Raw genomic sequence first — 26626 nt, forward strand, 5'->3', positions numbered from 1 at the left:
CAAAGAAGTCAGCGATGAAACCCGACAGATAGATTTATTTTTTTCCCCCAATCCCGAACCCAACCCCGATTATCTGGGATTATTAGGCAGAATTGTCCTTAATACTGTCTTAATTGAACCCTATCGCAATCCTCCCAACCGGAGCGAGATTCGTAATTGTTTAGCGAAACTTTTGACGATTTTGGCCGAACTGCAAAGACAAGCTAAACGGGAAAATCAGAGTTACAATGAAGACAATGCCCCTCGTTTGTGGATTTTATCCCCTTCCGCTGGTATCACTGTTTTAGAGGGATTTGGGGCAAAATTAGATCCAGATTGGCCAGAAGGAGTCTATTTTCTTCCCTCGCTTTATCGCACGGCAATTATCGCTATTAATCAATTGCCTGTGACTGCTGAGACTCTTTGGTTAAGATTATTAGGACGGGGAAAAACGCAAAACCAAGCGGTGCGAGAATTGTTAGAATTACCTCAAGGTAATGCTTTCCGGGAAAATGTGCTGGAATTATTGATTAGTTGGCGGGTTAATATGGAAATAAATAACATCCTAGAAACTGAGGATAGAGAGGTGTTTATGACTTTATCTCAAACCTATCAGGAATGGAAGGAAGCAACTAAACGGGAAGGACGACAGGAAGGACGACAGGAAGGAAAACTAGAAGGAAAACTAGAAGGAAAACTAGAATCTATTCCCCGTTTGCTTGCTTTGGGTTTAAGTGTGGAACAAATCGCTCAAGCTTTGGATTTAGACTTAGAACAGGTCCGACAAGCGGCGCGAGAGTAAAGGTGGAGAGTTAAAACGCAAAAATGCCACAATGGATAAAATAGGCATTTTCTGACTAACTGACATCTTCTATGAGTAACCACCTAAGCGGAAGCGAGATTCGCCAGCGATTTTTAGACTTTTTTGCGGCCAGAAACCATAAAATTCTCCCTAGTGCCTCCCTAGTCCCAGAAGACCCCACCGTTTTGCTGACTATTGCGGGAATGCTCCCTTTTAAACCGATTTTCTTGGGACAAAAGACCCCGGAATTTCCCCGCGCTACCACTTCCCAAAAATGTATTCGCACCAACGATATCGAAAATGTCGGCCGGACTGCCAGACATCATACTTTTTTCGAGATGTTGGGCAATTTTAGCTTTGGTGATTATTTTAAAGAACAAGCGATCGCCTGGGCCTGGGAATTGTCCACAGAAGTTTTTAACCTTCCCCCCGAAAGATTAGTCGTTAGTGTCTTTAAAGAGGATGAGGAAGCTTTCGCTATCTGGCGCGATAAAATCGGTATTCCTGCCCATCGTATCCAAAAAATGGGCGAAGCGGATAACTTTTGGGTATCGGGTCCCACGGGTCCCTGTGGTCCCTGTTCGGAAATTTACTACGATTTTCACCCGGAATTAGGGGATAAAACCATCGATTTAGAGGATGATAGCCGTTTTATCGAGTTTTATAACCTCGTCTTCATGCAGTATAACCGCGACGCGGACGGCAATCTGACACCCCTAGCGAATAAAAATATCGATACGGGGATGGGTTTGGAACGGATGGCACAAATCCTGCAAAAAGTCGCCAATAACTACGAAACTGACCTAATTTTCCCGATTGTCGCTGAAGCGGCCCGGTTAGCAGCCATAGACTACCAGAAAGCGGACGAAAAAACGAAAGTTTCCCTAAAAGTCATCGGTGATCATGTGCGTTCAGTAGTACACATGATAGCGGATGGTATCTCAGCATCGAATACTGACAGAGGTTACGTCCTGCGTCGTCTGATTCGGAGAGTAGTACGACACGGGCGTTTGATCGGTATTGAAGGTCAATTTATCACCAAAGTGGCGGAAGTGGCGATCGCTCTTTCCGAGTCCGTCTATGGCAATGTTCGGGAACGGGAAACGGTGATCAAGGCAGAATTAGAGCGAGAAGAAGCGAGATTTTTAGAAACCCTAGAAAGAGGCGAGAAACTGCTCGAATCGATTCTAGAAAAAGAAAAAAGCCAGATTTCGGGAGTCGATGCTTTTACCCTTTATGATACCTATGGCTTCCCCCTGGAACTGACTCAAGAAATCGCCGAGGAGCAGGGTTTAAGCGTCGATACGGCGGGTTTCGAGCAGGAAATGAAAAAACAGCAGCAAAGATCAAAAGCCGCCCACGAAACCATAGATTTGACGGTACAGGGTAGTTTAGATAAGCTGGCAGAACATATTCACCCGACGGAATTTCTCGGTTATACGGATTTGCAAGCAACCGCAACAGTAACGGCGGTTTTAGTCGCTGGTAAAACGGTGGAATCGGCCGCAGCAGGCACTGAGGTGCAGGTAGTTCTCGATAAAACCCCTTTTTATGCCGAATCGGGTGGACAAATCGGTGATAAGGGTTATTTAACTGGCGATAATCTGCTTATCCGCGTTGAGGATGTGCAGAAAGAATCGGGGATTTTTATCCATTTTGGTCGGATTGAGCGGGGAATTGTCACCACCGGCGATACAATTAATGCTCAGATTGATCGCTCCTGTCGTCGTCGCGCTCAAGCTAATCATACCGCCACCCATCTGCTACAATCGGCCCTGAAAAAGCTTGTCGATGGGGGGATTTCCCAAGCGGGTTCCCTCGTCAGTTTTGAGCGCCTCCGTTTTGATTTTAACTGTCCTCGTCCCCTGACTAGCGCTGAATTGCAACAGGTGGAAGAACAGATTAACACTTGGATTGCCGAAGCGCATGAAACCGAGATAGCGGTGATGGGATTGGAAGAAGCGAAGCAAAAGGGAGCTATTGCTATGTTTGGCGAGAAATACGGCTCAGAAGTGCGAGTTATCGATATTCCTAGCGTTTCTATGGAATTATGCGGGGGAACTCACGTTAAAAATACCGCCGAGATCGGTTTATTTAAAATCATCTCCGAGACGGGAATCGCCGCAGGAATTCGTCGCATCGAAGCGGTGGCCGGCCCTGCCGTGTTAGCCTATTTGAATGAACGGGATCAGGTGGTGCGGGATTTGTGCGATCGCTTTAAGGTCAAACCTCTGGAAATTCCCGATCGCATTACGGCCCTACAATCGGAGTTAAAAGGCACACAAAAGCAGTTAGAAGCGGTTAAACAGGAGTTAGCACTAAATAAATCGGATGCTTTGCTATCTCAAGCTGAATCTATCGGCGAATTTAAGCTATTAGTCGCTTCTTTGGGCGATATTGATGCTAATGCTTTGATGGCCGCAGCCGAAAGACTACAGCAAAAATTAGGGGAAGGGGCGGTGATTTTGGCCTCGACTCCCGCAGCTGATAAAGTGAGTTTAGTGGCCGCTTTTAGTCCCCGGGTGATTAAAGATAAGGGTTTACAAGCGGGTAAATTTATCGGTGCGATCGCTAAAATCTGCGCTGGTGGTGGTGGTGGTCGTCCCAATTTAGCTCAAGCTGGGGGACGGGATGCTAGTAAGTTAAGCGAAGCTTTAGCTAAGGCCAAAAGTCAGTTAACTAGCAGTTTACAATAGTGTTAAGGGTGGACATTTTGTCCACCTTTAAAAAATTAGTTATCCTCTCGGTGTGATTGGTAAAAATAATATGGAACTACTGATCAAGAATCTGGGATCAATTAGAAATAATAATCAAGCTATAGATTTAACCAAGAAGTTTTATACTTTTATTGGTTACAATAATAGTGGCAAAACCCTAGTTTCTCAGCTTTTATGGACAATTTTTAATCATGACAATATTAGAAAGTTTTCTGAAAATACCCAAATTGATTCTTTAGTAATTGACTCGGAAAAACCTATTAAAAAAATTACGATCAATCAAGAATTAATCGATGAAATTCTCAATAAATTTACCCAGTTTATTGAAAAAGAAGTTGTTAATACCTATAATCTTGATGCTAGTATTAAAGAAACGATTATTGGTTCCAATAAATTAGTTTTTCAAGCAAATATCAAAGAATTTAAAGAGACGAAATTTAAAACAACTTTTTTGGTTCGTGTTGCAGGAAATAATGATCTGGAGTATTTACAGATTAACAAAGACCAAGGTAGCCTAACAATAAATATAAAAGAGAATAATATCCCTGAGAAAGTATTTGATCAAATACCCAGGACTTTTTTGAGAGAGCTAAACCATACAAGGAATCAGTAATTATTCCGTCAATAATAAGAGTGCTTTTGTCTCCGATACAAGATACTTTTTTTATCCCCGCTAGTCGTAGCTTTTTTCCTGTTTTCTACCAGTACATTTATGAGATAGAGAGAAATAAAAGAAAGGAGAATTTTCTGCAATAAACTCCCTGAGAAACTCATTTTCCAATTGAGCGGCATAGATAATAATATTGCTATCTAATAACATGATTTAATCCCGATTAGGAAGAGAGCGATCGCACCAATTTTGTTGTTGCCACTGTTGGGTATCAACATCAGTAAAAGTATTATTATTAGCAATTTTTTTCAAAGCATTGGCCATTTTTTGACCGTTAGATCGATTTTCACCAATAATATTTTCTTCTAGTAAGGTAATATAAACATTAACAGGATATTCGGAGTTGATTTCAGGGGTTTCATTAAGCCATTGAAGGGTATTATTTTTCAAAATTGCTTTAAAGGTTTTTAGCATAGTTTTCTCCACCCTTAAATGATACAGGATAAATGATTCAGACTAGCCCTAACCCAATTTTAACACAAGACCAACCCAACAAACTCCCCTGAACTCAATCTTTTAAATTAACGTCTTTGGATCATTTCATAATCAAAAGTTCATTACCAGAGTGAAAAAATTAGGCAAAATGGTGATAGTCACTTTACCTGTTTTTAAGGCAGGCTAATTTATCGACGATGACTGGGTGAAAATTAATCATTAAATCAATTTATAACAAGCAATCGAGGGTTTTACTCTTGTGTTAATGTACCTTAAAAAAGTAGCTATCACTTTATTTTAGCTTTTGGAAATAAAATTAAGATAAAGCGTACTAGAATAGATAATTTCTTCGTTTGAAAAAACGCATTCAATCATCTATTTTAATAAATGTTCTATTTCTTCATCTGTAAAACCAAATTGTCTAAAAATTCGTAAAACATAAGCAGGGGACATTTCTTTTGCACCTATATCAATAGGAACGATTCGACGTTGATTATACAATACTCTACAATATAAACGATGATCACCTTTTCCTTCTCGATAAAATTGACGGCCTCCTTTTTCAAGAATTTTGATTAGTGCTTTGGGTTTAAGAGAAGGAATATTTTTAGGCATAAACTTTTCTGAGTTCGTAAGTTTCGGGAGTTTCAGAATCTCCCACAGTTAAAAACTCATGAAGTTCGTCTATAGGAATAGGACTGGTATATATATTGGCTTGATCATGATAAATCTCCCAAAAAGATTCAATCGCTTCTTTTAGTTTCTCCATAGCTTTTTCCTGAGTTTCTCCTTGTCCAATTAATCCATTTTCAAGACATAATGAGACCCAATAATCTGCACTTTTTCTCAGAATAACGGTATAAAAGTTCATGGTGATTGTTCCGTTGAAATTTTAATCGGAGATTAGAATTTACTCTAGCTTAATCTTAACACAAGACCAACCGAACAAACTCCCCTGACCTCAATCTTTTAAATTAACGTCTTTGGATCATTTCATCAATAAACAATAAATAAAGTGCATTATACTTTGTTAATGCACCCGATCAGAAAAGCGATCACTTAGGATAATATATGATTATGCAATTACTAAAACTGACTCGGTAGAATTATCGCTAAATCTCTTAATAGCTTGTTTATGTTTTAAAATAAGACTGATTAGATGATAAGTGGTACAATTTCCAATCCTCAACCAGATGAACTTTGGAGGTTGGCCATACAACAAACTCCGTTGATAAAAATCAGAATCTTTCGAGACAATTATAAATCCATTGATACGCGCATATTCCCAAATCCTTTGATCGGGAAACCCTTTTAGGCTACAATCTCTAACATGAGCGCTATCGGGAAAATGTGATACCAGTAACAGAGGTAGTTTAGGTGATAAATTTTCGTCAAATAGCAGTTTCATAGGGAATAACCATTAAACGACGATCCCGCTCGGCGGCAAATGCAAAACAGGCTTGTATATCTTCTAAGGTAAGATCGGGGAAATCATCTAATATTTCTTCAATAGTCATCCCTCCTCCTAGATAATCAAAAATATCTGCTACTGCAATACGAGTATTGACAATGCAAGGTTTGCCACTGCGAATGTCTGGGTTAATCACAATCCGATCTCGATATTTAGCTGCAAAAGACATAGTAATAACTGTTGTTGACTAATGATTATTATAGCTTAATGTTAATTGTACTTTAAGCTTGATAAATCTTAAAACCAAAACCCTCGACTTTTAGGTTTCAAAAATTCTATTATCAATAAGCTGCATTACACTACCTTAATCCACTCTAAAAGAGCGGCGATCGCACTTTTGATGTTAAACTAAGATCAGAAAACTTTTTCTATCATTTATGAAAAAACTTAGAGTTTATCTTGATACATCAGTCATTGGAGGCTGTTTAGATGATGAATTTTCCTTAGAGTCCAATCAATTGATGGAAGCCATTAAGCAAGAAAAGTTTATTTTGTTAATGAGTGATATCATTGTTAGCGAATTAATTAATGCCTCCCAAGCGGTTAAAGATATTTTATTATCGATTCCGCAGAGAGTTATTGAAATAGTTAAGATAACACCTGAAGTTTTACAGTTAAGGGATGCTTATATCAATGAAGGAGTTGTTACATCAAAGTCTATTAATGATGCTAATCATGTAGCGGATGCAATCATATCATGGAATTTTAAACATATTGTGCGCCTAGATAAAATGAAAGGCTATAATCAAATTAATTTACTCAATGGCTACGGGATTTTGACTATTATTTCTCCTTTAGAGGTAACAATTGATGAAGCCAACGACAATTTAAAAAAGTTTTGACTGTTTAGCTTTTAAACAAACCAGTCAAGAAAAAATGGCTGAAGACATGAAAAATCTCAGCTATTCAGATCAGATTGAATATCTTCAAAAAAAGATTAATGAAAGTGATTTAAAGTTATGGTGGGAATCTATCAATAACAAGAAATAAGGCGCATTATACTCTGTTAATGCACCCGACAAAATAAGCGTGCTGCTACGCAGTGCCTTCAGTATCACACTCAGTCTCCAAAAATGCTCTCAAATATCTCACGCTTGACTCTAAAGTTAATTTCTCTAAGTCTTTGATAAAAACTCTCCAAATTTTCAATTTCTATCTTTCCTTCTTTGAGAAGTTTACGAATAATCGCTAAAGTTCCTTTAACATTTAAGCCTAAGCGTAGTGCTTCTTTTCTTGCTGCAAAGTCATCAAGGATGATATAATCAGTTTGTAATTCTATTCCTAAAGTAATGGCATCAGATTCACCTTTCCCTAAACGTTCATTTAAACTATTTGCTAGAGAGATTAATTTAATATTTAGGATAATTAATTTCTGTTGATTGATCAGCTTATTAAGAGTCTCTGAAGATTGATCTTGTTTGGCATTAATTTCTTGTTGTACGGTTGCAGGCAAATAAAAATTATCATTAGAATCTAGGAATTTTTCTAAAAATCCTAACTGAGACAAAAAGATTAAAGGGGAAGAATTGAAAACAATTTTCATAGAGATTACCATTTTTTTTCTCTATCTATGTCTTCTGTAGTAAGATAAGAAAAATCGATTCCCATTAATTCTAAAATTTTCAAGAACATTTCTGTATCCATTTCCATGATTTCTGCGGCTTTATGAAGACTGATGATGCGAGAAACTAAAGCACCCACCACAAAAATAAATTGTTCTTTTTGTTCAATATTATCAAATAATTGTATTTCGGCGGCAATTTCTTGAAAAGTAATCGAAGTATTCATTGTCTTGCTAAGTTTCATCAATTAAGACATATCTAACTTAATTTTAACACAAAACCAACCCAACAAACTGCCTTGCCTCAATCTTTTAAATTAACGTCTTTGGATCATTTCATCAATAGACAATAAATAAGGCGCATTATAATTTGTTAATGCACCCTAAAAAAATCAGCGTGCTGCTTTGCGAATATCTTCGAGATCGCACTGATGTTGCCTTACTGGGAAAAAATGGTATAATAACAAGGATTGATTGATCTTATTGGCAAGTAATTATGTCATCTTTAGTTATCTCACAACATATTGAAATCACTCCTGGTATCTGTGGTGGAAAACCTCGTATTGCTGGACATCGAATTAAAGTTCAAGATATTGTAATTTGGCATGAAAGAATGGGAATGTCACCAGATGAAATTATTTATCACCATCCTACTATTACCCTAGCAGATGTTTATGCGGCCTTGACCTATTACCATGACAATCGAGAAGAAATTAGACGACAAATTGAAGCAGGAGAAACTTTTGCTAAACAACTACAAGGAAACAAACCATCTTTAATTGAGAAAATATTACAGGGTGAAAATGCCAGTCAAGATTAAATTTCATCTGGATGAAAGTGTTAGTAATGCTATTGCAAACGGCTTGAGAATGCGGGGAGTTGATGTCACAACATCCCCAGAAGAGGGTCTAATTGGTGCATCTGATAAAAGACAACTAGCTTATGCTTTGTCCCAACAACGAGTCATTTTTACTTTTGATGATGATTTTCTTAGTTTGGCCTCTACAGGTATTGAACATTGTGGCATTATTTACACTCGCCAACAACGTCAGCCAATTGGAAAAATTATCAGTGATTTAGTCTTAATTTGGGAATGTTTAGAACCTCAATATATGTATAAAAAGATTGAGTTTTTGTAAAGATTAGACACAATAATAAATAAGGTGCATTATACTCTGTTAATGCACCCGATCAGAAAAGCGATTGTGCTACAAGATTAGCACTCACTTTACAGGTCTATGAATTTAGGTATAGTTTATATCTTTCATCAGTCATAGAGTCTGGAAGAAATAAACACTCGTTCATAAAATCATCTAACTCATAAACATAATTATATAATTTTCTAAGCTGCTCATTTAATTCAAGGTTCTGTCCTTGAAATCTTAATTGATTTTGTATTCCTAACAATTGAATTTGCTTTTGTATTTTGATACCTCTCAATCGGTTTAGTTTAGATTTAAGGCGTTTTAGTTCTGGTGTTAAAATATCATGACGGACTTCAACTAATTGATCATAATCGGCAAAAACCGCAGTATATTTATAATGCTTTTTACTCGAACTCGAAATTTGTTTTCTAAAATCTATAAAGTCAAAAATTAACCGATCTAGAGTTAAAATCACACCACTTTTATTTATATTCGGAGGTCTCTTGAAACATAAAGTTCTACTAGAATAGTTTTTGAGAGTCTGTTCTGAATCATTTTGAAGATTGCCATCAATTGGTTGGGTGGGTATTCCTAATAATGCTAATAATTCAGATACTGCTGAATTAATTTTCAAATATGTTTTCTCTTTTTCACTATTTTTTATATCTAACACTTCTATCCATGCAGTGTATTCAACACCTGTTCTAAAACCAATAATAAATTCATCTCCAAATTTTTTCCTGAACTCCAAAAAATCAGAAGAATTAGATAGAATATTTTCTGCTTCAGCCGATAACTTGGGGTGCGTAATTCTGTAAGCAGTATTCTTCAACTGATAGTTTAGCAGAATATATAAATTATTTTCTTTCATTTCTACACTTCTAAAATAACCTCCTTTTGCACTTGCAGATAAAATACATGGAATGTCCAGTCCAGATCCCTCACCTCCAATTTTAAAATCAATGTTTGCAGAAAGGCTTAATGACTTTGATAGCATAGCCTCATTTTCTATATGAGCAAAAGAACAAGACTCTTCCACGGGAACTTGTTCAGATTGTATGCTATCTTCATTAACATTACTCAAATCTATAGCACTATTGGGTAAGAGAATATTTTTTAAGGAATCAAACCCCATGCCTAGAGTCTCGCCTTGATTAGAACATTCTCTTTCTTGCATTTTCATGGTAAACCTCTTTTGGAACTTAATTTTAAAATTTAGTTTTTGTTTGTTTTTTTACGAGAAATTGGAGGGAGATAGATAACTGTTTTAAAAGTATTAACTCCTGACATATCGTGTCTTTCTTGGTCGAATCTTTTGTTATGCTCTTTTAAATACCATTGCTCAAATTTCTCATACTCTAGAATTTCAAATTTGGTGTCATTACTGTGTCTAATTCTTTGAACCCATTCCAACCTTTCCATTCTATTAAGAATTTTTTCATATCCACGTTTAAATGACTGATTATCTTGAGAAGATAACATCAGTTTTTTACAATTTATTACATGACCTTGATGATCTTGACTATTGATAGAACCAATTCTAAAATGATCAATACTATCCCATAAATTTTCTAAAAAATCTTGTCTTCTTCCTCGAATTGTAAAGGTGTTATTTGTACGGATAAAAATCTGAAAAGTTCTTTGAAGTCCTGCAAGTACACCATATATAATTCCATTAGGGAGTCCAGCAATAGAACGAACAATAGTAGATATTGTATGACCAGTAACTTCGATTAGATGGGGTAAGAAATTTCTTATTCCCAGAGTTGTTTTATTTTTTACCAAAATAAGAGCATTTATAACGGTTCTAAATCTATCTCTCTTAATTGTTTCTGGATTAAGTCCGATTAAAACTGATGTACAGTCTAGTATAGAGGCAATAAAAACAGCAAAGATTGCATTCTTATCTCCTTCCAGCAGTTTTACAAAAGGTAATAAAAAGAAATTTTGCGTTCCTGCTTGTTTTTCTAGCTCCTCTCGAGTATTTTGGGGAATTTCTTCAGAGAAAAGTGATATAACCTTTCCATTTTCTAGATAAATTTTTTCGGCTGTCCATTTGCCAAAGTTTTCTCCTTTATTTTTAAGAAAATCATTAAACGTCTTAACTTTCCCCGCTAACTTCCCCCTTTCCTGTTTGAGTGTACTTATCTTGTTGTCAATTGCGATTTTTCGTGGATCATCTTCACAACCGTAGAATCCGCCGAATTGTCTTTTACAGATATATGTTCTGTCTTCTTCTGCATTTTTTATCTCCTCTTCAAGTTCCGAGTAGCGATTATTCTGATCTTGATATTTTTTATTAGCTTGGATAAGTCTCACGATTTCCTCACTCTGTTTTATAGCAGAAGTTGTTTCTGATAATTTTTCTCGACTAATGCCTTCGTAAAGAGAGAAAAAGCTTGTATAGATACTGAGCAATGTATAAACAAAAACTAATAACCATAAGGTAAAACGTGATCTTAGTGCGTGTTCACCCAATAAAAAAAGCCACAATATAAATAGCTGAATGCCTAATCCAAAAAAAAGATAAGCTGGAAATTTGAATGAGCCTATTCCTAATAGGTCTAAATGGCCTAGTAAAATTCTAGTTCCATTGACTGTTGTTGTAAAACTAACTATCTGAAATAGTAATAATATGATGAATAGCGATAATTTACTTACACGTTTCTTAAATTTCTGAAGCACGTTCGAGATTCCCTTGTTAACGATTTGTACATTTAAAGATAATTTGTGATGCTAATACTGTTGCTAAGTTAGGTAATATCATGTTAGCGTATTCTAAGGCCTCACGACAGTATCGAGAATCCTTCTCTACCATATTTAGATAATTTTCTGCACATCTAAAAACCATATTCATATAAGTTGCTTTTTGAGTAGAACTACTAACAATATATCCGTCGCCAACATTAGTGTTTAGATATGAATAATACGCATCCCAACACAACCTTTTAGTAGCTGTTTGCGCATTAGAAATTTTTGGTTGTAATAAAATTTGAGAATTGAATATAATGGTTGTCAAAATAAAAACCATAGTTAGTTTTTTTGTTTTGCTTTTCATGACTAATATTATTTAGGGTTGAGTAAAAATTATCTTGGATTGTGCATCGTAAACTTTACGACAGATTCAGTTTTGATCTGCTACATTGATATTTTTGAGTGATTAACAATGTCCGACATTTGAATCTACCCCCCCGAATACTTGATACCAACTTGACTTAAAATCTGAACCACTTTGGTTGCGTCATAACTGGGGACTTCTATCTGATCCCCTGAAATTGAGGCATTTGAACCCAATGAACCGACGATTTTTGCCTTAGCTTCTGATTTTTTAGAATCGAGCGCATATTTGTCTAAAACGAACTTCGTCATAAAATACCTACGTTAAACTGAGACATAAGCAATAATACTTAGAACTAGCGTCGCTGAGTTAGATATGGTTAGTTTTAGGTCTGTTTTGCTTAACTACATTCCATCATGCCAAACGCTTCCAAAAAGTGACAACCCCTAAACATCGGATTTTATCGGGAGTTTTGTCGGGTAAATTTTTCTAAAAATTGGAAAAAGTGGGATTTAGTTGGGCTATAATACCCAAAAGTCTTTTGCTGTGTCGATTGTATGAATATCACGGAAGTCTTACAACTGATTGATGAACGCCTTATTGAGCGAGATAAAAAGCCGCTAAATACTATCCAGAAGGCTATTTTTGAAGGGAGTTGGCAAGGACAGAGTTATCAAGAAATAGGTAACGAATATCACCGCAGTGAGACTCATATTAGAGAGGAAGGTGCTAAATTATGGAAGCTTTTATCGGATGCTTTTGGGGAAGAAATAAGAAAATCTAATTTTCGTTCTACCATAGAAAGAATGAAGATTAAATCATCACAAATTGTTGAAATAAATCAAAATTTTAATTTTTGCTCTCAGATTTTTAATCAACTCAATAAAGATGACAAAAATAGAGAGATAAACTCTCAATATTCTCAGACATATCATGATCTAACCCTTGCTCCTCAAATTATTGACTTTTACGATCGAGAAAATGAACTGGCAACAATCTCGAACTGGGTGTTTAAGCAAAATACTCGCTTAATTGCCGTTTTGGGATTATGGGGAATAGGAAAAACCACCCTAGTTAAACGATTTATTGATCTCAATTTAGAACAATTTGAAGTGGTGATTTGGAAAAGTTTAAAATTTCCTAAGTCTTTAGATTTATGGCTAAATGATTTATTGAATACTTGCCAAAAAGAACCGAAGGAAAGCACCGATAATAAAATCCAGCAATTGTTAGAAGTTCTAAGCAATCATAAATGTTTAATCGTCTTAGATGATTTTCAGAATCTTTTTGCTGTTGGTCAAATGGCGGGTAATTATCAACCTGAATATAGTAGTTATCAACATTTTTTAAAACTGATTGCAGAAATCCAACACCAGAGCCATTTTATTCTCATTAGTCAAGAAAAATCTGCGGAAATGAACTATCTTAATCAAGAAAATTCTCCTATTCAATGCTTAGAATTATCAGGATTTGAAGCGATTGATTTTCTTGAAAATAAAGGTTTACAAGATGGGGAAAGATGGTTAGAATTAATTCAATTATACGAAGGTAATCCTTTTTATTTAACCGATATTGCCGTTTTGATTAAAGATGTTTTTGATGGCAAGGTTAACGATTTCTTGGCAGAAAATAGCTTAGTTATTACAAAAAAAATGCAGTCTCATTTAAAACAAATTTTTGGTCGCTGTTCTCCCCTTGCCCAACAAATCGCCTTAGAATTAAGTAAAGTTGATCAACCTTTATCTAGAGAGGAGTTAAAAAATAACCTAGATTTATCTGCTAGTGATTTAATCAATGGTTTACAATCCTTGCAACAACGTTATTTAATTCAAAGGGAGCAAAACCGATTTCAATTATCATCTATTTTTAAAGCGTATATCAAAAGTGATTGATTGTAATATTTCTTAGAGGAGATCGAGTCTGAAAAAGAACCCTTCCAACCTCTTAAACTGATTGGTAACAATTAGAGGCAATCAGCGATATTGATAGCGATGTGTGAGATTATTCTTGAGATAATAAATGGCTGGTTATAATTAAATTAAAAATGGATTTTAGGTTCGATCCCCCCTGCCCCCCTTGATAAGGGGGGTGCCGGTAGGCGGGGGGATCTCCCTTGATAAGGGGGGCATCTGATAATTTTTAACGCCTACCTACTTATAAAGTCGATGTCTGATAACTGATAATTGATCGCTGAATTTAACTTCTTAAAGAAACTTGGAACTGTTTAACTAAAGCTTCTCGCACTTTTGTCATTAAGGGTTCCACATCTTCATCGGTTAAAGTTCGATCGCTGGCACGATAGACTAAACTAAAGGCCAAACTACAATGATTTTCTGGCACATTCTGCCCCTGATAGCGATCGAATAATTCGACTTTTTCTAAAAGAGTTCCCCCAGCATTTTTGATAGTTTTTGTCAATCTATCTACGGGTATATCTGTAGAAACAAAGAAGGCGATATCTCGTGCCGCCCCCGGATAGGTAGAATAGACCTGTAAACGCGGGGTAATTTTGGCACTATCGCTAAGAGTTGCTAACAGGATCGGGAACCGGATTTCAAAGGCATAAACTGCCTCAATTAATCCCTTTTGCTGACGCAATTGCGGGTGTAGTTGACCAAAAATTCCTAGTCGTTGTTTACCAATCCATAAAGATGCTGTTCGTCCCGGATGAAAACGCGCATCTTCGGCATCTTTTTCGTAGCTTACTGTCAGCGAAAGGCGATCGAATACTGCTTCTAAAATGCCTTTTGCTTCATACCAAGTCATGGCCACCTCTTTACCCGATCGCAGCCAACGTCCGGCCGGGAAGAAATCACCGCCGAAAATACCAGCAATTGCATCGTATTCGTTGATATTATCCGATTCTAAGCGGAAAACTCGCCCGATCTCGAAGCCATTTAAGGAACCGTTACCCTGAGACTGATTATACTCAAACGCTTCGATTAAACCGTCGAGGAGATTAGTCCGCAAAGCAGAATACTCGACAAAAAGGGGATTAGCGAGGACAACTTCCGCTAATTCCGGTTTAACGAGGGAATACTGGACTAATTCCGTCAAACCGACTGCGCGAAAAGCTTCCCGTACCCGACGCTGTATAGTTTCCTCAAAGGATAATCCTCCGGCTGCGGTTTTTGCTGGCAAAGTATCGACAAAGCGATCATATCCGTACAGTCGCGCCACTTCTTCAATTAAGTCAATTTCTCGTTCTAAATCCCGATAACGGTAGTCTGGCACTGTCACAGTCCACAGAACAGGATTTTTCGAGGTTAACTGTAATTCACAGCCTAAATTGCCTAAAATCCGTTCCACATCTTCGGCGAGAATTTTGCCGATCGCACCATTATCTAGGGTAACTTGACCCAGTAGCTGCTGCAAACGTTCTAAACGCAATTCGATCGAACGACTGGACTGATCGGCACGATAATCAGCTTTAACCTGACTGCTGACAGTTCCCCCAGCTAACTCTAGAATCAAATCGATCGCCCTTTGACAAGCATATTCCAAAGCGGCGGGATTAACACCGCGTTCATAGCGTCCGGAAGATTCGCTGCGTAAACCCTGCGCTTTTGAGGAACGACGGATAGCGATCGGATCGAATAAAGCCGACTCTAGCACAAGATTAACGGTTTCCTCGTTAACTTCCGTATCTTGACCTCCCATCACCCCCGCTAAAGCTACCGGCTTATTATTGGCAGTAATTAACAAATTAAGCTCTTTTAAGCTTCTTTCCTGACCATCAAGGGTAATGATTTTTTCCCCTTCCTCGGCAAAACGGACCCCAATAGTAACGGATTTACCTCCGGCAAAACTTTGTAAACGATCGCGATCGAAAGCGTGTAAGGGTTGTCCCCACTCCAAGAGGACATAATTAGTAATATCGACCACATTATTGATCGATCGCAATCCGGCAGCCTGTAAACGCTGTTGCAACCATAGCGGAGATGGGCCAATTTTTACCCCCTCGATCACCGTACCAATATAGGCAGGACAGGCTTTATTTTCTGATATTTCCAGCGTTAAATCTTTTTTAGGGGAAAATTCACCTAATTTGACTTTTGGTAGGCTTAATTCTCCTCCTGTCAAAGCTGCCACTTCCCGCGCGACTCCGATCATACTCAAAGCATCGGCGCGGTTAGCGGTGGGAGAAATATCTAAAATCACCTCATCGAGTCCTAAAAGGGGACGAACATCTGTACCTAAAGGGAGATTTTCCTGACTAAAAATGTGGATTCCTTCAGAATCCTTAGTTAATCCTAATTCCGCGAGGGAACAGATCATCCCTTCCGATTTTACCCCCCGCAATTTAGCCGGTTTAATCGTTAAATTGATTTTGGCTAAATAAGTTCCCAAAGTAGCCACGGGAACTAGAATATCAGCCCTAGCATTGGGCGCACCACAGACAATTGTACTAAGATTTTCCTGACCGATATCCACCTGACAGACACTTAGTTTATCTGCGTTGGGATGGGGTTGACGATCGATAATTTTACCAATAACCACACCCTTTGCCCATTCTCGGCGATCCTCGATCTCTTCCACTTCTATTCCCGCAATTGTCAATAATTCGGCTAATTCTTGGGGAGATTGGGCTATTTTGACTAATTCTCGTAACCAGTTGATCGAAATCCGCATCGTTAATTCTTGCTTGCCGTTGGTTCTTAACTATTGTAAACCGTGGGTAGTCAATGATTTAGAGATTAGGGCCGATCGGCTGTTAGAATGTTAGGGGCAAGATGGAAGGCCTGTGTAAATAACCGATCATTTTCCTTGGCCAGGGGTGATATTATCTTTGAACAGATTACCGATAATTTGGGGAGATAATCAGTAGTTAGCTATCTATATCAAAAAGGATTATTGATGCCACCCGATCAAATAGAAAACCTACTCAAGGGAATTTTGAGACAATACCAAAGTTCTTTTAGTGACAAAATCTATGGAGAAGAAAATGATGATTATGATCCGCTTATGAGGGTATTTGGAATTACTCCTAGTTTAAAAAGGGAAAATCGTCAGTATTGGGGCAGGGAACTAGGAATGTGTTGGCAACGTCTGGTGACAGAAGTTTTTAAGGCTAATTGTTTAGATTATCAACCGGCTTTAAAGATTGCAGATGATCAACCTTGTGACTGCATTTTAGGTAGAGATGCCATTGATACTAAATATAGAATTGGTTCGGGAGATTCTGGCACACTTAAAAAGTTTAAACAGTATGGAAAACTATTACAGGAAAGAGGACTTAAACCTATTTTACTGATTGTGCGAGAGGATAACTTACCAGCAGCGATTAAAGCTTGTCATCTGGGTGGCTGGACTGTTTTGCAGAGCCGACAAAGTTTTGATTATATACTTGATCGCAGTGGGTTCGATTTGCTGAAAGCTTTTGATAAATTTTCTGAAACACAGGAGTTTTATATTGCCCGATGAATATCTCAAAAAGATGGCAACTTCTGCACGGTGATTGTAGAGAACTTCTCACTTTACTAGAAGAATCTAGTATATCTTGTGTGATCACAGATCCACCCTATAATTATGAGTTCATTGGCAGAAATTGGGATCATGATGAAATCCAAAGACGCAGAGAACGCATTCAAAACAGTTCCACACTGGTAAAAAATATTCCCTATGGAAGTGGGTTAGCTGGTGGGGTTCGCAATGAGCGTTGGTATCAACGCAATCGCGAAAATGTGGTCAATTATATTGAATGGGCAACAGATTGGTCAAAGGAACTAATGCGTGTTTGTAAAAGGGGGGCTGTTGTCGCTGTTTTTAGTAGCACAAGAACACTAGCTCATATTCAGATTGCTCTTGAAAATGCCGGTTTTTATGCTAGAGATGTGCTGGTTTATAGACGACATTCAGGCATTCCTAAAGGATTAAATATTGAGAAAAAACTTGACAAAATTGGTGATACTAATGCTCAACAATGGCAAGGTTGGCATACTTGCCTGAGAAATGAATGGGAAGCTATAGTTATTGTGCAGAAGCCTCTAAAAAACAATTATATTGAAACTATACAAATGACTGGATTAGGTCCCTTCAAAGCTATACTAAGTGACGGCTCTTTTCAATCCAATATTTTAGAGGGCTTTTCTAAAGGACGGGATGAAAATTTTGATGAGCATTGTACGATTAAACCTTTATCATTGATTAGAAAACTGCTCGAGTTATTTCTACCACAGGATAACAGTCATATAGTTCTCGATCCTTTTGCCGGAACGGGTACAACTTTAATTGCCGCTCTAGAATTAGGTTATCAGACTATTGGTATTGAAATTGAAGATCAGTATATTGATATCATTCAACAACGTTTGGGGGAATATTTTGGCAAGATCGGACAAGAATTTGAGGTATTTGATTAGTCAATCAAAAAGTTAACAATAATAACCGCTACGGTAGAAAATCGGCTCGACAATAAATCCCTCGGAGAATTAAGGAGAGTTAGTCAAGCTTTCGAGCAGAACATCATTCTTAATAACTCTTATCTTAAAGTAAACACAGACAGAACACTTCTGGGAAAATTACCCATCTCCCCTAAAAACAAGCTATCCTAAAGATTGCCATCCCGTTGCGATTCTATCCGTGCCTTACTATTCCCAATATCCCGACGCTTTCACTCCCAGTTATCTGAGCGAACTACAAGGACAGATTCTCGCTTGTCCCCACTTCACAGTTAACAATTTAAATCGAGATTTCGTTAAAACCAAAGGCTTTTCTATCGCTTTTCGACGCACACAAATCAGCGAAGTCGCACGAATGTTTCCCTATTTTAAACCCTATCTTGATCGCAGTTTACAAGCTGACTGCAACGCTTTTTATCTTAATCCCTTACTCCTACAAACCGGTTCACGCGTCGATCCCCATATCGATCGCTCCCTGCGCTCCTATTGTAAAACTATCGATCCTCCGCTCCTAGTTAGCGTCCTTTATGTGCAGGTTCCTAAAGATATTCAAGGGGGGGAACTGGTACTAGCAACAGGCAATCGTTCCGTGGCCCAGATTCGTCCTTGTACTAACACCTTGATCCTCTTTCAAGGAGATCTCACCCATTCAGTTAATCCCGTTAGTTGTTCTGGTATTCGTCTGAGTCTTGTCTGCGAACAATATCGGTTAGATGCCGAAGAATTGCGAGAGATTCCCGAAATACAGATAGAATCGCGAACCATGAAACCAGAAAAGAAAAAAAAGAAAGATCGGGTCATTGCCCTACAATAAAAGGGCATTTTTGTAAAGATATTCTAGATGGTGATGCGCGAACCGATCGTCGAATTAAGGGGAGTAACCAAAGCTTTCGGCAAGAAAGTAATCTTAAATAACGTCGATCTGAAAGTGTACGAAGGGGAAGCGATCGGCGTGATCGGTCCGTCCGGTACGGGAAAATCGACGATTTTGCGCTTAGTCGCCGGATTACTGGCCCCCGATCGGGGAGAAGTGTACATCTACGGCACAAAACGGCAGAGAACCGTAGAACAGGGGGAAGATCCCCTCGGTGTTGGTCTAGTTTTCCAACAATCGGCCCTTTTTGACTCCCTCACTGTTGGAGAAAATGTCGGTTTTGCTCTCTATCGCAACTCAAAGCTAAAACGAGCCGAAATCCGGGATTTAGTGGAAGAAAAACTGGATTTAGTGGGTATGACTGGTTCCTACGACCTCTATCCCTCTGAAATATCCGGAGGGATGCGAAAACGCGTCAGTTTAGCCAGAGCAATTATCAGCGATCCCTCGATCGCCGCCGATCGACCGAACATTCTCCTGTACGATGAACCCACTGCCGGACTGGATCCCGTCGCTTCTACCCGCATCCAGACGGTAATTATGGAACTTCTCAAAGTAAAAAAAGCCTGTGGGGCCCATCTCATTGTCACCCACGTCCACAGCACCATCGAAAATACCACCGATCGCATCGTTTTTCTCTATAAAGGTCAATTTCAATGGGTTGGACCGACTCAAGAGGCTTATCACTCCGAAATCCCCGTACTCAAGCAATTTTTTACCGGCAGTATCGACGGACCAATTCAGTGATCAGTAAACAGTAAACAGTAAACAGTAATCAGTGAACTGATAACTCGCATCTGATCACTGATCACTGATCGCTGAAATCCTCCGATTTCTCCTGTAAGATACTCTGTAGAGATGAGGAGTAATTATTTATGGAAGCTGGCGGTTCACAACGAGGGATTTCCCCAACTCTGCGGCAAAGTGGTATCGGTTTAATGTTACTGACATCGGGGGGAATATTAATCTGGTTTATCGCCTGGTTAAGTAATTTTAGCTTTGGGGGACGCAGTTATCGAGCCAGCTTCCTTTTTCCTAATGTGGGTGGCATGATGGTGGGAACCCGCGTCGGTTATCGGGGAGTGAGAATCGGGCAAGTGACGGCAATTACCCCAGAACCGGAGGGAGTCGCCGTAGAAGTGGAGATTTCGCCAGCAGATCGCCTAATTCCCAGTAATTCTCTCATCGAAGCCATTCAATCCGGTTTAGTGGGTGAAACCACGATCGATATTACTCCCCTGCAAGCTTTACCCGTCGGTGGTGTTAAAGAACCCCCTTTGAGTCCTAACTGCAATGGGGAGGTGATTATCTGTAACGGTTCCCGTTTACAAGGTCAATCGGCGCTAAATGTCAATACCTTGATCAGATCTTTACTGAGAATTTCTAATCTAGTTAGCGATCCCGATATGGTGGCCGGATTTCGTTCTTTTACCCAACGCGCTGCCAATGCCTTGGGGGGACTCGATCGCTTTAGTGGTGAGGCAACCACCGCTTTAAGCGAGGTTCGTCGCAGCGGTACTCTAGGTAAAGTTAATTCGGGGATGAGATCCCTAGAATCCTTACCGCAAGTATCCGGTTCCCTCGATCGCCTTTCTAGTGATCTTTCTGGTGTCGGGGGATTGAGTCAGGAAGCGACTACTTTACTGAGAAGTTTACAGGGAAGTGGCGGCCTGAGAAATTTAGACGCTACCCTAGTGGAGGCCCGAAAAACGCTGCTTTTGGTGGGCCAAACCACCGAAGAACTGCGGGTTTTTTTGGCAGCTAATCAAAATCGTTTAATTGCCACTCTCGATAGTATCAAAACTACTAGCGATCGCCTACAAACTACTCTCGCTGCTTTGGATCCGATCCTCACGGAAGTGCAGAAAAGCCAAATTATTGAGAATTTAAATACTATTTCGGCAAATGCCGTTAAATTAAGCGAAAATTTGGGCAACTTTACCGCTTATCTCTCCGATCCTGCCACTGTTGTCACCCTACAGCAACTCCTCGACTCCTCTCGCGCTGCTTTTGCCAATCTTCAGAAAATCACCTCCGATGTGGATGAAATTACCGGTAATCCGCAACTGCGACAGGAAATTATCCGTTTAATCCAGGGTTTAAGTCGTTTGGTTTCTTCTAGCGAACAACTACAGCAGGAATTCGCCCAAGGTCAAGCAATGACAAGAATGGCCGCCCAAATTGCGACAATAGCCCCAAATCCCGCCGCTAATACCCCAGAAAAAGACCCTAAGAAACCCAGAAAAAGCCCCGAAATAAATGATTAAATGTGTTTGAAAAATCACCTTAGTTCCTCATAAAGGAATCCAATCTAAGCGATCAATCCATTCTTCAGCTTCTGTTAATTCCCAGATTAAAATCATTGATTCAGCCCATTGACTAATTGTACCGCTAGGGCGTAACCAAATAATTCCCCAAGTGTGACCTCCCGTGTTCCAATGATCTTTTAAATGATTGGGTATGGTACTTCTATTGTCAGTGATTAACAGTCTCTGGGATAATTCTAAATATTGCAATAAATTAGGATCAAGTGTCCCTAAAAGAGGTGCATCCGCATCACCAACTCGCAAAATATCTATAGTAGAATTGATACGTTGAACCGCTATTTTTAGCTTAGGAGATAAATTTTCATCCAGCAAAAACCGAATTTTCATGCTTTTTGTAAATACTCCTGCTCCTTTTTAATTTTTGCTTTTCTTAAACGATCAATTAAAGGAGATGATGTTTCTAGCCACTGTTGATAATGTTGTTCCCGTTGTCTTTCTAGCTTGACAAGATAGAGATCGATTTGTGCTTGATTGTGATAATAATAGGTCAAAGTGGCATAAATTTTTTCTAAATTTAGAGTTGGTAATTCTTGGAGAATTTCTTGAGGACTATAACCTTGTCGATAGTATTTCAGTACGTCCTCAATGCCAATACGATGTCCTTTTAATTGAATATTATCTACTGCTACAAATTCAAAATAATCTTCTAACTGCATAGGTTGTTACCTCCTAAAACATCAATACTATCCTAGCATATTATTAAAAATGTGCCGCAAAATTCAAATTATTCACCGATTTTAAGCCTATCTGAATATTCAATTTAACCCACCTAGTTTAGATGGGTTAAAAAGATAAAAATAGATTAAGATTGACGTTTTAAAGCAGAACTAATTCCTAATACTCCTAAACTCAATAATCCTAGCACTGATGAAGGTTCGGGAATAGAAGTAGGAGGAGGGGAAAGAGCTATCACTGAGACATTATCCAACGCAGGACCATAAGGTGTATCGACTAAATTTAGAAAACTAAGGGTAGTTGTTGTTCCAGTGGCAGTAAAACCCCAAGATTTTGATACCCATCCCATGTTTGAACGGCTTTTTCCTGTTATGTCGAAAGAAAAGTCAGCAGAATTTCCTCCTGCACTCACTCTCATCTCTTTAATAGTAGGACTGTAGTCTGTATTACCCGCCAGATCAAAAGTCACCCGATAAGTCTCACCGACAGTTGTGTTAAAGGTTTGCTGAATTCCACCGGCATTCGCTCCAGATAGATCCAGATTTCTACTACCCTCAGAAGCTTGCCAATAAGTTCCTATATAATCAATTGTTCCTTGGCTGACCGTCCATCCTGTAATTGCTGTGGAAACAGCATCAAGTTGCAGAAAAGAACCAGGGTTGACGGTAGCCGTCTCAAAACTGCCATTTTGAATCAAATTTGCTGCCTGTACAGGGGTGATGATCAAAGCACTTACCCCAAGGACAGAGGAAGCAATTGAGAGTTTTAATAAGCTGTGCTTACCCCCCCCTGAAAATCAATTAGTTTTGCTAATCTTTGAGTCATGACTAAAAACTCGACTGTTACAAGAACGGCCTCATCATAGCAGAGAAAAGCTTATAAAATAGATGAAAAAAAGATTAAGTTTTTGGCTCTTCTCGACTTTGTGTGACAATTTTTGCTTATATAGTAGCGATCGATCTTTGTGTCCTTTGTGTCTCTGTGGTTCGTTCCACTCACTCGCCCGCAAGAATGTATCTTAGAATACATTTTACCCAATAAACCTGGGATATCCGAGAGACTTGTGGCCAGATATAATTAAGGGGTATTTGGGGAAGAAATTGGATTATGGAAGAACTTTTAGAATTAAAAGCTTTGCTCTTAAAAGGTGATATTAAAGGTTCACTGGCGATTGTAGAAGACCTTGAAGATATGAGCAAAAACGGGATTATTAGCACCATTCGTAGTTATGCTGTTATCTTATTACTTCATTTAATTAAACAACAGGCAGAAAACCGAACCACCCGTTCTTGGGATGTCTCCATTCGCAATAGTGTTAGAGAAATTCAACGCCAAAATAAACGCCGAAAAGCGGCAGGATATTATTTAAGTGATGAGGAATTAACAGACACTTTAAACGATGCTTATCTTAATGCTTTGGATGCCGCTTCTCTAGAAGTCGAAGCAGCTTGTTATCAATCGGAGCAAATAGAAGCTATAATTGACAAAAATAAACTGATTAGTGATGCTTTTCTTATGATCAAAAACGTCTCTTCCTAGAAAGATTATGACCAACTCAATCTCTCAAGAACAAGCCCAAGAAATGTTACGTTGGTTAAACAAAAATCGTGACACCGTGCTTGATTTGTATAAAAATCAATACATTGCCTATAATGAAAAATGGGTGATTGCTCACGGTGAAAATTTACAGAATGTTCTGGAACAAGCCAAGACAACCAATCAAGAATTTGTCATTTATCTTGTTCCTCGTTGTCGTTATTCTCTGCAAATTTTACCAGTTCAAGTTTAAAGTAGTTTAAGATGATTTTGACAACGGCAAAATTCTATGAAAATAACCCTTTATCAACCGACGTTATCGTTATTATTGCTGCTGTTGCTATCCGGTGGTTGTGCAGTCAATCAGGAAAAAGGGAAAACCATCACTCCGCAAGCGTCTCCCCTAGCAGAAATCGTTCCTTGGCAGATGGTCGAACGGGTTACTATTTTAAAAGCCGATCAGGATCCCATCTATGCTTTGGCTATTAGTCCCGATAACTCCCTGCTGCTAAGTGGTAGTTTTGACGGCACTGTTAGGGAATGGGACCTAAAAACTCAAAAACCTCTCAGGACTTGGCAACTAGGAGATACCGTTAACGCTATCCAATTTAGTCCCGACGGTGAGACTTTCGTAACTGCTGATGCGGGGGGAAAAGTGCAACGCTGGAATACGCGCACGGGAAAATTAGAAATGACCTATCCTGGCCATGCTTTTCTCGTTACTGATGCCGCTATTTCTCCCGATGGCAAAATTTTGGCTACGGGTAGCTGGGATCGTACTGTTAAACTCTGGGATTTTCAGACGGGTACACTGTTAAAAACCCTGCGCGGCCATAATCATCCGATTCAGGCGATCGCATTTAGTCCCGATGGTAAAGGAATTGTTAGCGCCGATTACGATGGTTTCGTTAAACTGTGGAAAGTGAGTACCGGTCGCTTTATTCGTGCCTATGCGGGTAATTTATTCCCCGTTTATCGGGTGCTTTTTTCCAAGGATGGTAATACCGCCGGTACTGCTAGTCAAGACGGTTCGATCCGCAGTTGGCAAGTGAAAAGTGGCATCGGCACCACTACTATTCTCGCCCATAACGACGCTGTTACCGATATGGCCCTGCTCGATGGGGGCAAAGTTTTGGCCAGCACTTCCGGGGATGGAACCGTCAAATTTTGGGATGTTAATACCCGTCGGCGCTTGAATACCCTGAAGGGAAACGTCATCTTAAGAATGGTTGCTAGTCAAGATGGTCGTTGGTTAGTCACTGGAGATCGAGACGGTGCGATCGCGATCTGGCGGGGAATCTAATTGACTATAATTAAGACTAGAGTGTTTTCTAGGGCGAAATATAGCTATGGCAGCAGTGATTTTAAACTTAGATACAGTCAATCTCAGCGATGAGCAGTTTTACCGTCTCTGTCAAGTTAACCCAGATTGGCAGCTGGAAAGAAACGTTCAAGGAGAATTAATTGTGATGCCACCTGTTGGGGGAATTAGCGGCAACCGAGAAGCCGATTTTATCATTGACTTAGGTATCTGGAATCGTCAAACCCGATTGGGTAAAGTCTTTAGTTCGGCGACGATTTTTCGTTTACCGAAGGGCGGAGATCGCGCTCCCGATGCCGCTTGGGTGAGTTTAACTCGTTGGCAAGCTCTGAGTCGAGAAGAACAGGAGAAATTTCCGCCTATTTGTCCCGATTTCGTTATTGAACTGCGCTCCCGTAGCGATTCCCTCCCAGAAATTCAAGCTAAAATGCAGGAATATCTCCACAGTGGTTTGCGATTAGGTTGGCTAGTTAATCCTCAACAACAACAGGTGGAAATTTATCGTCCTCAGCAACCCGTAGAAATTATGGAACTACCCGCTAATTTGAGCGGAGAGGATGTCTTACCCGGTTTTAGTCTATTTATCTCTATTTTTGAGTAAAATATAGTCAAGACCGATGTATGATTCCACTTGTAAATTTATCGCCCTAGAATATTCGAGAGATTTAGCCACTTGGTTATTAGGTAAACCTTTGGATTTAACCGAAATTAAACCCTCAGAGTTGTCATTGGAGCCGATAAGAGCCGATAGTTTAATCTTTTTGGAGTCAGAAGAACTAATCTTACATATTGAGTTCCAAACCGACCCTAAAGAGGATATTCCCTATAGAATGCTCGATTATGCCACAAGACTCTATCGACGCTATCAAGGCAAACCTATCTATCAGGTAGTGATTTATCTAAGGAAAAGTACCTTGCCCCTAGTCAGACAGAATGACTATCAACAGGGAAAAACTTATCATCAATTTGAGGTGATTAGACTATGGGAACAGCCCTATCAACCCTTATTACAAGCACCAGGACTATTGCCCTTTGCTATACTAGCTCAAGCTGAGGAGCAAGAGAATTTACTGCGGCAAATCGCCCAAAAAATCGAACAAATCAGCGACAGTCGAGAACAAAGCAATCTGGCTGCCTCCACCGCAATTCTCGCTGGATTAGTATTAAACAAAGACATCATTCAACAATTGTTGAGGAAGGATATTATGAAGGAATCTGTCATCTATCAGGAAATTAAAGGGGAAGGAAGACAAGAAGAAGCCATCAATTTGCTTCTACGTCAATTAAATAGGCGTATAGGTGGCATTGCTGCCGAATTATCCGCCAATATCCAAAGTCTTTCTCTAGAAAATTTAGAAAACTTAGGAGAAGCTTTATTAGATTTCCAGTCGGTAGAGGATTTAGAACAATGGCTAGAAAATGAGCGTTTTTAACTAATTTACTGCGGTTATTTTTATTCTCTTAATTCCCTCTATTATCATTATGTCAGATCATCAAGCTAGTTAGGGCTTGCTGAGTAAATCTAAAAACCTTGTTGGATAAGGCTTTTAGACTTTTTTGACCTCAAAAAGTGCCGACCATTGGAGGGATCGGGGGTAAAATTCAGGTACTTTTTCCCTGAAAATTAGGTAACTGACTACCTCAAAATCGGTAAAAC

32 protein-coding genes and 1 pseudogene are annotated in these 26626 nt (G+C 39.0%); 17 read left to right on the forward strand and 16 right to left on the reverse strand.

The annotated features are described in order from the left end of the window. From IM462_RS17335 to IM462_RS17345, 3 genes and pseudogenes are all read left to right on the forward strand, one after another. Nucleotides 1-781, forward strand: a 781-nt coding sequence (locus tag IM462_RS17335) for an Rpn family recombination-promoting nuclease/putative transposase (RefSeq protein WP_287704322.1), incomplete at its 5' end; no start/stop codon positions are given. 71 nt (nucleotides 782-852) lie between these two features. Next, nucleotides 853-3477, forward strand: coding sequence for an alanine--tRNA ligase (alaS, locus tag IM462_RS17340; protein WP_287704324.1), 2625 nt, complete (start codon nucleotides 853-855; stop codon nucleotides 3475-3477). A gap of 70 nt (nucleotides 3478-3547) precedes the next feature. Continuing rightward, nucleotides 3548-4239: pseudogene (locus tag IM462_RS17345) on the forward strand (AAA family ATPase); the annotation flags it as partial. On the opposite strand, the gene IM462_RS17350 reads toward IM462_RS17345, so the two are convergent. From IM462_RS17350 to IM462_RS17375, 6 genes are all read right to left on the reverse strand, one after another. After that, on the reverse strand, nucleotides 4172-4318 hold the full coding sequence (locus tag IM462_RS17350) for a PIN domain-containing protein (protein WP_002747325.1): 147 nt from the start codon (nucleotides 4316-4318) through the stop codon (nucleotides 4172-4174). The pseudogene IM462_RS17345 and the gene IM462_RS17350 sit on opposite strands and share 68 nt — an antisense overlap. A gap of 3 nt (nucleotides 4319-4321) precedes the next feature. Beyond that, nucleotides 4322-4582, reverse strand: coding sequence for a hypothetical protein (locus tag IM462_RS17355; RefSeq protein ID WP_287704329.1), 261 nt, complete (start codon nucleotides 4580-4582; stop codon nucleotides 4322-4324). A gap of 396 nt (nucleotides 4583-4978) precedes the next feature. Beyond that, complete coding sequence (locus IM462_RS17360) at nucleotides 4979-5218, reverse strand: type II toxin-antitoxin system HicA family toxin (RefSeq protein ID WP_002754041.1); 240 nt, start codon at nucleotides 5216-5218, stop codon at nucleotides 4979-4981. After that, complete coding sequence (locus IM462_RS17365) at nucleotides 5211-5474, reverse strand: type II toxin-antitoxin system HicB family antitoxin (protein WP_287704331.1); 264 nt, start codon at nucleotides 5472-5474, stop codon at nucleotides 5211-5213. The genes IM462_RS17360 and IM462_RS17365 overlap by 8 nt, the downstream gene beginning before the upstream one ends. Before the next feature lie 204 nt (nucleotides 5475-5678). After that, the gene (locus IM462_RS17370; RefSeq protein ID WP_125730464.1) at nucleotides 5679-6011 is read right to left on the reverse strand and encodes a DUF5615 family PIN-like protein; all 333 of its coding nucleotides are present in this window, start codon (nucleotides 6009-6011) and stop codon (nucleotides 5679-5681) included. Then, on the reverse strand, nucleotides 5995-6243 hold the full coding sequence (locus IM462_RS17375; RefSeq protein ID WP_002735373.1) for a DUF433 domain-containing protein: 249 nt from the start codon (nucleotides 6241-6243) through the stop codon (nucleotides 5995-5997). The genes IM462_RS17370 and IM462_RS17375 overlap by 17 nt, the downstream gene beginning before the upstream one ends. Before the next feature lie 208 nt (nucleotides 6244-6451). Here IM462_RS17375 and IM462_RS17380 point away from each other — a divergent pair, with 208 nt between their 5' ends. Beyond that, nucleotides 6452-6916, forward strand: a complete 465-nt coding sequence (locus tag IM462_RS17380) for a PIN domain-containing protein (RefSeq protein WP_287704333.1) — start codon at nucleotides 6452-6454, stop codon at nucleotides 6914-6916. A 218-nt stretch (nucleotides 6917-7134) separates the two neighbouring features. Here the strand turns inward: IM462_RS17380 and IM462_RS17385 are convergent, their stop codons facing one another. Next, the gene (locus IM462_RS17385) at nucleotides 7135-7617 is read right to left on the reverse strand and encodes a PIN domain-containing protein (RefSeq protein ID WP_039899737.1); all 483 of its coding nucleotides are present in this window, start codon (nucleotides 7615-7617) and stop codon (nucleotides 7135-7137) included. A 5-nt stretch (nucleotides 7618-7622) separates the two neighbouring features. Continuing rightward, nucleotides 7623-7862, reverse strand: coding sequence for a UPF0175 family protein (locus IM462_RS17390; protein ID WP_002754053.1), 240 nt, complete (start codon nucleotides 7860-7862; stop codon nucleotides 7623-7625). Between the two features lie 269 nt (nucleotides 7863-8131). On the opposite strand from IM462_RS17390, the gene IM462_RS17395 reads away from it, so the two are divergent. Further along, nucleotides 8132-8455 (forward strand): DUF433 domain-containing protein, encoded by a 324-nt coding sequence (locus IM462_RS17395; protein ID WP_002802877.1) that lies wholly within the window; start codon nucleotides 8132-8134, stop codon nucleotides 8453-8455. Beyond that, nucleotides 8439-8774: a DUF5615 family PIN-like protein gene (locus tag IM462_RS17400; protein WP_194014381.1), complete on the forward strand. Its 336-nt coding sequence runs from the start codon at nucleotides 8439-8441 to the stop codon at nucleotides 8772-8774. The genes IM462_RS17395 and IM462_RS17400 overlap by 17 nt, the downstream gene beginning before the upstream one ends. A 97-nt stretch (nucleotides 8775-8871) precedes the next feature. Here the strand turns inward: IM462_RS17400 and IM462_RS17405 are convergent, their stop codons facing one another. The 4 genes from IM462_RS17405 to IM462_RS17420 form a co-directional block, all read right to left on the reverse strand. Further along, nucleotides 8872-9963, reverse strand: coding sequence for a hypothetical protein (locus tag IM462_RS17405; RefSeq protein WP_194014379.1), 1092 nt, complete (start codon nucleotides 9961-9963; stop codon nucleotides 8872-8874). 32 nt (nucleotides 9964-9995) lie between these two features. Next, entirely contained in the window at nucleotides 9996-11465 is a 1470-nt protein-coding gene (locus IM462_RS17410; protein WP_194014377.1) for a hypothetical protein, read from the reverse strand. A 16-nt stretch (nucleotides 11466-11481) separates the two neighbouring features. Beyond that, nucleotides 11482-11838 carry a hypothetical protein gene (locus tag IM462_RS17415; RefSeq protein ID WP_046662009.1) on the reverse strand — a complete coding sequence of 119 codons (357 nt, stop codon included), beginning with the start codon at nucleotides 11836-11838 and terminating at the stop codon, nucleotides 11482-11484. A 125-nt stretch (nucleotides 11839-11963) separates the two neighbouring features. Beyond that, nucleotides 11964-12149 carry a hypothetical protein gene (locus IM462_RS17420; protein ID WP_002737983.1) on the reverse strand — a complete coding sequence of 62 codons (186 nt, stop codon included), beginning with the start codon at nucleotides 12147-12149 and terminating at the stop codon, nucleotides 11964-11966. Nucleotides 12150-12395: 246 nt separating this feature from the next. Here IM462_RS17420 and IM462_RS17425 point away from each other — a divergent pair, with 246 nt between their 5' ends. After that, nucleotides 12396-13730 carry a helix-turn-helix domain-containing protein gene (locus IM462_RS17425; protein WP_287661413.1) on the forward strand — a complete coding sequence of 445 codons (1335 nt, stop codon included), beginning with the start codon at nucleotides 12396-12398 and terminating at the stop codon, nucleotides 13728-13730. A gap of 304 nt (nucleotides 13731-14034) precedes the next feature. Here the strand turns inward: IM462_RS17425 and pheT are convergent, their stop codons facing one another. Then, complete coding sequence (gene pheT / locus IM462_RS17430) at nucleotides 14035-16470, reverse strand: phenylalanine--tRNA ligase subunit beta (RefSeq protein ID WP_287704337.1); 2436 nt, start codon at nucleotides 16468-16470, stop codon at nucleotides 14035-14037. Nucleotides 16471-16695: 225 nt separating this feature from the next. Between pheT and IM462_RS17435 the strand changes: the two genes are divergently transcribed. The 5 genes from IM462_RS17435 to IM462_RS17455 all read left to right on the forward strand — a co-directional run bounded on the left by IM462_RS17435 (nucleotide 16696) and on the right by IM462_RS17455 (nucleotide 21377). Next, nucleotides 16696-17262 (forward strand): restriction endonuclease, encoded by a 567-nt coding sequence (locus IM462_RS17435; RefSeq protein WP_287704339.1) that lies wholly within the window; start codon nucleotides 16696-16698, stop codon nucleotides 17260-17262. Further along, a complete protein-coding gene (locus IM462_RS17440; protein WP_002737308.1) occupies nucleotides 17259-18197 on the forward strand; it encodes a DNA-methyltransferase in 939 nt (312 codons plus the stop codon). The genes IM462_RS17435 and IM462_RS17440 overlap by 4 nt, the downstream gene beginning before the upstream one ends. Before the next feature lie 220 nt (nucleotides 18198-18417). Continuing rightward, nucleotides 18418-19050, forward strand: coding sequence for a 2OG-Fe(II) oxygenase (locus IM462_RS17445; RefSeq protein WP_002798217.1), 633 nt, complete (start codon nucleotides 18418-18420; stop codon nucleotides 19048-19050). Between the two features lie 27 nt (nucleotides 19051-19077). Beyond that, nucleotides 19078-19857: an ABC transporter ATP-binding protein gene (locus tag IM462_RS17450; protein ID WP_125730480.1), complete on the forward strand. Its 780-nt coding sequence runs from the start codon at nucleotides 19078-19080 to the stop codon at nucleotides 19855-19857. A gap of 128 nt (nucleotides 19858-19985) precedes the next feature. Next, entirely contained in the window at nucleotides 19986-21377 is a 1392-nt protein-coding gene (locus tag IM462_RS17455) for an MlaD family protein (RefSeq protein WP_287704343.1), read from the forward strand. A 27-nt stretch (nucleotides 21378-21404) separates the two neighbouring features. On the opposite strand, the gene IM462_RS17460 is transcribed toward IM462_RS17455, so the two are convergent. The 3 genes from IM462_RS17460 to IM462_RS17470 all read right to left on the reverse strand — a co-directional run bounded on the left by IM462_RS17460 (nucleotide 21405) and on the right by IM462_RS17470 (nucleotide 22839). Then, on the reverse strand, nucleotides 21405-21764 hold the full coding sequence (locus IM462_RS17460) for a DUF5615 family PIN-like protein (RefSeq protein WP_103113049.1): 360 nt from the start codon (nucleotides 21762-21764) through the stop codon (nucleotides 21405-21407). After that, nucleotides 21761-22093: a DUF433 domain-containing protein gene (locus IM462_RS17465; RefSeq protein ID WP_002750711.1), complete on the reverse strand. Its 333-nt coding sequence runs from the start codon at nucleotides 22091-22093 to the stop codon at nucleotides 21761-21763. The genes IM462_RS17460 and IM462_RS17465 overlap by 4 nt, the downstream gene beginning before the upstream one ends. A 146-nt stretch (nucleotides 22094-22239) precedes the next feature. Then, nucleotides 22240-22839: a choice-of-anchor C family PEP-CTERM protein gene (locus tag IM462_RS17470; protein WP_287704345.1), complete on the reverse strand. Its 600-nt coding sequence runs from the start codon at nucleotides 22837-22839 to the stop codon at nucleotides 22240-22242. Between the two features lie 380 nt (nucleotides 22840-23219). On the opposite strand from IM462_RS17470, the gene IM462_RS17475 reads away from it, so the two are divergent. Genes IM462_RS17475 through IM462_RS17495 form a run of 5 tightly spaced genes read left to right on the forward strand, consistent with a single transcriptional unit; the run spans nucleotide 23220 to nucleotide 26402 of the window. Continuing rightward, nucleotides 23220-23651: a DUF29 family protein gene (locus IM462_RS17475; protein WP_002798222.1), complete on the forward strand. Its 432-nt coding sequence runs from the start codon at nucleotides 23220-23222 to the stop codon at nucleotides 23649-23651. Nucleotides 23652-23658: 7 nt separating this feature from the next. Beyond that, nucleotides 23659-23901, forward strand: a complete 243-nt coding sequence (locus tag IM462_RS17480; protein WP_002798223.1) for a DUF5678 domain-containing protein — start codon at nucleotides 23659-23661, stop codon at nucleotides 23899-23901. A 36-nt stretch (nucleotides 23902-23937) separates the two neighbouring features. Beyond that, on the forward strand, nucleotides 23938-24951 hold the full coding sequence (locus IM462_RS17485) for a WD40 repeat domain-containing protein (RefSeq protein ID WP_287704348.1): 1014 nt from the start codon (nucleotides 23938-23940) through the stop codon (nucleotides 24949-24951). A gap of 46 nt (nucleotides 24952-24997) precedes the next feature. Continuing rightward, a complete protein-coding gene (locus tag IM462_RS17490; protein WP_287704350.1) occupies nucleotides 24998-25570 on the forward strand; it encodes a Uma2 family endonuclease in 573 nt (190 codons plus the stop codon). A 16-nt stretch (nucleotides 25571-25586) separates the two neighbouring features. Beyond that, nucleotides 25587-26402 (forward strand): DUF4351 domain-containing protein, encoded by an 816-nt coding sequence (locus tag IM462_RS17495; RefSeq protein ID WP_287704352.1) that lies wholly within the window; start codon nucleotides 25587-25589, stop codon nucleotides 26400-26402. Nucleotides 26403-26626: the final 224 nt, after the last annotated feature.

This window comes from Microcystis sp. M144S2, from assembly GCF_020246065.1.
Taxonomy (GTDB): domain Bacteria; phylum Cyanobacteriota; class Cyanobacteriia; order Cyanobacteriales; family Microcystaceae; genus Microcystis; species Microcystis ichthyoblabe_A.